This is a genomic window from Streptomyces sp. MnatMP-M17, assembly GCF_900091995.1.
Taxonomy (GTDB): Bacteria; Actinomycetota; Actinomycetes; order Streptomycetales; family Streptomycetaceae; genus Streptomyces.
In genome coordinates this window covers 1-5,184 of sequence record NZ_FMDK01001074.1, presented here as the reverse complement: position 1 = coordinate 5,184, position 5,184 = coordinate 1, and the positions used below count along the sequence as shown (strand labels likewise).

Genomic DNA, 5,184 nt, shown 5'->3' with positions numbered 1-5,184 from the left:
CGGTGCCGGCGGCCCGCCAGGCGATCCAGGGCGGCGGTACGGCCGCCACGCCGGCCGCCGTCGCGGCCGTCGCCCTGGTCTGGCTGGGCTTTCTGACCATGGCCCATCGCCGGGTGCGGGCCCTGGACTCCGTACGGCCGCAAGCGCTCCCGGTGAGCGACGCCGTCGCCACGGCGGTCTGCACCGCACTGCTGGCGGTGTGCGCGGTGGCGGTCATGATGTGAGCCTCCCGGGCCGCCCGGCACCGGGGCTTCAGCGCCGGGCTTCGGCACCGCGCTTCGGCACTGGACGGCATACCGACCGGTCGGCATCATGGTCGCAAGACCGTACAGCCGGTACGGCCCTGCCCTCCCTCGACCGCCCACGGAGGTACCGCACCATGAGCCCAGCTCCCTTGCCAGGACTCGATCCCGAGAAGCTGCGCGACCGGCTCGATCTCGTCCGGCCCGGACTGGTGGGCGGGCCGCTGGAGGCACGGCTGATCGAGGGCGGCCGGTCGAATCTGACGTACACCGTCACCGACGGCACCGGGCGCTGGGTGGTCCGCAGGCCTCCGCTGGGCCATGTGCTGGCCACCGCCCATGACATGGCACGCGAGTTCCGGGTGATCAGCGCGCTCCATCCGACGGCCGTGCCGGTGCCGGAACCGCTGCTGCTCTGCGAGGACGAGTCCGTCCTCGGCGCGCCCTTCTATGTCATGGAACACCTGGAGGGCACGGCGTACCGTACGGCCGAACAGCTCGCGCCGCTCGGTCCCGAGCGCACGCGCGCCGCCGTCCTCGCGCTGGTCGACACGCTGGTCGAGCTGCACGCCGTCGATCCCGAGGCGGTCGGTCTCGGTGACTTCGGCCGGCCCGAGGGCTTCCTGGACCGTCAGCTCCGCCGCTGGGGCAAACAGCTCGCCGCCTCCCGCGACCGCGAGCTGGCCGGTATCGACGAACTGCACGCCGCTCTCGGCCGCGCGCTGCCCGGCTCGCCCTCCCCCACCGTCGTCCATGGCGACTACCGGCTCGACAACGTCCTGATGGACGAGGCCGACCGGATCACCGGAGTGCTCGACTGGGAGATGTCCACGCTGGGCGATCCGCTGACCGATCTGGGCCTGCTGGTGATGTACAGCGAGCCCCTGGAGGTGGCGGACTCGCCGGTCAGTACGACGGCGGGAGCGGCCGGCCATCCCTCGCCCGGCGAACTGGTCGAGCGGTACGCGGCGCGCTCGGGCCGTGACACCTCCGCCATCGCCTGGTACACGGCGTTCGCCTGGTTCAAGCTCGCCGTGATCCTGGAGGGCATCCACTACCGCTACACCCTCGGCCGGACCGTGGGACCCGGCTTCGACCGGATCGGCGATCTCGTCCCCGTCTTCATCAAGCACGGTCTCACCACACTCCAGGAAGGCTGAGTCCCACCCATGGATTTCGCATTCGACGCCCGTACCGAAGAGCTGCGCGCCAGGCTGCTCGCCTTCATGGACGCGTATGTCCTGCCGGCCGAAGAGGTGGCGCAGGAGCAGCGAGCGCGGCTGGCCGATCCCTGGGACACGCCGCCGGTGGTGGAGGAGCTGAAGGCCGAGGCGCGCCGGCAAGGGCTGTGGAATCTGTTCCTGCCCGACAAGGAGTACGGCGCCGGGCTGACCAATCTCCAGTACGCGCCGCTCGCCGAGATCACCGGACGCTCACCGCAGTTGGCGCCCACGGCGCTGAACTGCGCGGCGCCCGACACCGGCAATATGGAGGTGCTCGCGCAGTTCGGCACCGAGGAGCAGCGGAAGCGCTGGCTGGAGCCGCTGCTCGCGGGCGAGATCCGCTCGGCGTTCGCGATGACCGAGCCCGAGGTCGCCTCGTCGGACGCGACGAACATCCGGACCAGGATCGAGCGTGACGGCGGTGACTATGTCATCAACGGCCGCAAGTGGTACATCTCCGGTGCGATGAACCCGGAGTGCGCCGTCTTCATCGTGATGGGCAAGACCGATCCGGACGGCGAGGACATCCGCCGTCAGCAGTCGATGGTCCTGGTGCCGCGCACCGCTCCCGGGCTCGAAGTGCGCCGCGCGATGCGGGTGTACGGCTACGAGGACCACTCCCACGGCGGCCATGCCGAGGTCGTCTTCGACAACGTACGGGTGCCCGCGACGAATCTGGTGGGTGAGGAGGGCGGCGGTTTCGCGATCGCGCAGGCCCGGCTCGGGCCCGGCCGTATCCACCACTGCATGCGGCTGATCGGCATGGCCGAGCGCGCGATCGAGCTGATGTGCCTGCGGGCCGTGTCCCGTACGGCGTTCGGCGGGCCGCTCGCCCGGCAGGGCGTCGTCCAGAACTGGATCGCGGACGCCCGGGTGACGGTCGAACAGCTCCGGCTGCTGGTGCTGAAGACGGCCTGGCTGATGGACACGGTCGGCAACCGTGGCGCGCACACGGAGATCCAGGCCATCAAGATCGCCACTCCGCGCGCGGTGGTGGACATCGTCGACTCGGCGGTCCAGTTGTACGGCGCCGGCGGAGTCAGCCAGGACTTCCCGCTGGCCGAACTGTGGGCGGCGGCACGGACCTTGCGGCTGGCGGACGGTCCCGACGAGGTGCATCAGCGGTCGCTGGCGCGGCGGGAGCTGAAGAAGTACCTCTGAGGCTCGGGCGGCCGGGAGCATGGCGGCGGTGGAGGCGCCGCGCGGCTCGCGCATGGGTCGCCGGGGACGTCACGAGGGTCGCGCGGTGGTCGTCAGGGGGGCCGCGCGGCATCAATTCGCCACTTATTTCAGCCTTTACAGTGGTAATCGCCTCATGGGTCTCAACTCGGGCCTCTTCCCTGGCTAGCGTCGGCAGCGCTCTACCGACCGCAAGCGTGCACCGGAGCCACAGGGGGAACCACCATGCGTCATCGTTCGATCGCCGCTCTCGCCGTGTCCGCCGCCTTCGCGGCGGTCGTCGCCGCCGCGCCCACCGCCTCGGCCGAGCCGAATCCGCCCGGCTGCCCCAAGCAGTACTTCTGCGCCTACTCCGGCGAGGGACAGAGCGGCAGCCTGCTGCTGAAGACCGCGGGCAACTGGTCGGGCAGTGTGGCCGGCGTCCGCTCCGTCTTCAACAACGGAGTCCGCTTCGCCGGCGGCGACCATGTCCAGCTCTCCTGGCGGTTCAACGGCCGTGACTGGGGCCAGTGCTTCCACTACAACCCGGGGCCCGGCGAGTACAAGGCCAACTTCGTCGGTGTCACGGTCACCAAGGTGGTCTGGCGCGGTGAGTGCTGAACCACCGGAGAGCCACTGAGAACTCCTGAGAGGATCCGACGGCAGCCGAGGGACCTCTCAGGGCCCGTCCGTAGGGCCTGTACGGCGCACAGGCCCTACGGACGAAGCGCCCGCAGCAGCAGGTCCGCGAGATGGTCGGCGACCTGCTGCGGAGTGAGGCTGCCGTCCGGCCGGTACCAGGTGGAGAGATGGTGGACCGAGCCAAAGTGGTAGTCCACCACCAGATCGGCCGGAGTTGCGGTGGAGAAGACACCGCTGCGCTGGCCCTCCTCGATCAGCGCGCGGAACCGCTCATGGTAGCGCCGCCGCTCGGCCCGTACCTGCTTGTTCTTCTCCGGGCTGAGATGGTGCATCGAGCGGAAGAAGATCGAGGCGTCGTCCAGATTGTCGATCGTCGTCACCACAACATCGGCGGCGGCGGCCCGCAGTCGGCGCTCCACCGGCTCGTCCGCCTCGGCGAAGGCGTCAAGACGCTCCTGCTGGAGGCGCAGAACGCGGGCGTAGACCTCCTGGAGGAGATCCTCCTTGGAGCCGAAGTAGTGGTAGAGGGCGCCCTTGGTGACGCCCGCCGCCTCGACGATCTCCTGCACCGAGGTGCGGTCGTAGCCGTGCTCGGCGAAGAGCCGGGTGGCGGCGGCCAGCAGCCGTTGAGGGACGGGCACTCCGCCCCCGTCCGTCGTCCTGGCCATCTGCCGCCACCTGCTTTCCGTTCCGTGCCGCGCGCACTGTCCATCGGCGCACTGTCCGTTCGAGGGAACCCGTCCGAGGGAACGCGGTCCCTGTCCGAGGATCTTCCCACCTCCGGTCACGGACGGCTCCGGCGGGAAGGTCAGGACCGTCAGCGGCTCTGTCCCTCGGTCGCCTCCCATTTCTGCTGGACACGGTTCATCGTGGCCAGCCAGCGGTCGGGATCGCCCGCGCGCGCCTGGTAGTAGCCGGCCACCTCCGGATGCGGCAGAACGAGGAAACGGTCCTCCGCCATGGCGGTGAACAGGGCGGCGACGACCTCCTCCGGTTCGATGGCAGTGGCGGCGAGCACCAGTTCGCCCGCGCTGCCGGACGCGGTGAGCATGTCCGTACGGACGCCCTGCGGACAGACGGCGTGCACCTTGAGCCCGCGGTGGCGATAGGTCAGCGAGAGCCACTCCGCGTAGGCCAGCGCGCCGTGCTTGGTGACGCTGTACGGAGCCGCGCCGATCATGGTGAGCAGTCCGGCGGCGGAGACGGTGGAGACGAACCGGCCGCTGCCGCGCTCCAGCCAGCCGGGCAGCAGCGCCCTGACGGCCCGTACATGCGCCATGACATTGACGTCCCAGGCGGTCGACCAGACCTCCTCGCCGGCGAGCCCGTCGCCCGGCGAGCCGACTCCGGCGTTGGCGCAGTAGATGTCGACGGTGCCGCCGAGCGCCTCGCGGGCCTCGGCCACGATCAGGGAGGCGTCACCGGGGACCGCCAGGCCGCCGATCTCCGCGGCGACGGCCTCGGCCTTCTCCGCGTCGAGATCGTTGACCACCACCCGGGCACCCTCGGCGGCGAATCTGCGGGCGAGCGCGGCGCCGATACCACCGCCGGCTCCTGTGACCACAACTCCCGCGCCCTGCACCGTACTCATCGGGTCCTGCCTCTCCGGGCTTCCGGTTCCGCGCCGGCCGCTCCGCCGACGCCAGCAGACTAACCAGTCGGTATGTACGGAGGGAAGGGAGCGGGACGCGGACGGGCCTCAGCCACAGAAGGTGCGGAGTGGAAGCGGAGAGGGAGAAGAAGAGGGAGAGGAGCCGGACAAGCCGCGGGCTTCGTTCCGTATGGCACTCACGCGCGCTAGCGTGCGTGAGCATGACAGACGACCCGATCACGGAGGTAGCGGAATGAGCCTGTCCAGACGGGGTTTGCTGGCCGCCGGCGGCGCGGTGGGAGCCGCCGGAGCGCTCGCCGCGGGCGCC

At 70.4% G+C, this 5,184-nt stretch carries 6 protein-coding genes; 4 read left to right on the top strand and 2 right to left on the bottom strand.

Annotated elements, in window-relative coordinates; translation table 11 throughout:
- The 4 genes from GA0115259_RS40880 to GA0115259_RS36055 form a co-directional block, all read left to right on the top strand.
- On the top strand, positions 1-224 hold a 224-nt coding region (locus tag GA0115259_RS40880), incomplete at its 5' end, for a hypothetical protein (RefSeq protein WP_161230569.1).
- A 155-nt stretch (positions 225-379) separates the two neighbouring features.
- Positions 380-1,402 carry a phosphotransferase family protein gene (locus GA0115259_RS36065; RefSeq protein WP_093604645.1) on the top strand — a complete coding sequence of 341 codons (1,023 nt, stop codon included), beginning with the start codon at positions 380-382 and terminating at the stop codon, positions 1,400-1,402.
- A 9-nt stretch (positions 1,403-1,411) separates the two neighbouring features.
- Positions 1,412-2,626 (top strand): acyl-CoA dehydrogenase family protein, encoded by a 1,215-nt coding sequence (locus GA0115259_RS36060; RefSeq protein ID WP_093604643.1) that lies wholly within the window; start codon positions 1,412-1,414, stop codon positions 2,624-2,626.
- A 243-nt stretch (positions 2,627-2,869) separates the two neighbouring features.
- Positions 2,870-3,244: a peptidase inhibitor family I36 protein gene (locus GA0115259_RS36055; protein WP_093604641.1), complete on the top strand. Its 375-nt coding sequence runs from the start codon at positions 2,870-2,872 to the stop codon at positions 3,242-3,244.
- 95 nt (positions 3,245-3,339) lie between these two features.
- On the opposite strand, the gene GA0115259_RS36050 is transcribed toward GA0115259_RS36055, so the two are convergent.
- Positions 3,340-3,933, bottom strand: a complete 594-nt coding sequence (locus GA0115259_RS36050) for a TetR/AcrR family transcriptional regulator (RefSeq protein WP_093604639.1) — start codon at positions 3,931-3,933, stop codon at positions 3,340-3,342.
- A gap of 149 nt (positions 3,934-4,082) precedes the next feature.
- Positions 4,083-4,856, bottom strand: a complete 774-nt coding sequence (locus GA0115259_RS36045; protein WP_093604637.1) for an SDR family oxidoreductase — start codon at positions 4,854-4,856, stop codon at positions 4,083-4,085.
- Positions 4,857-5,184 lie beyond the last annotated feature (328 nt).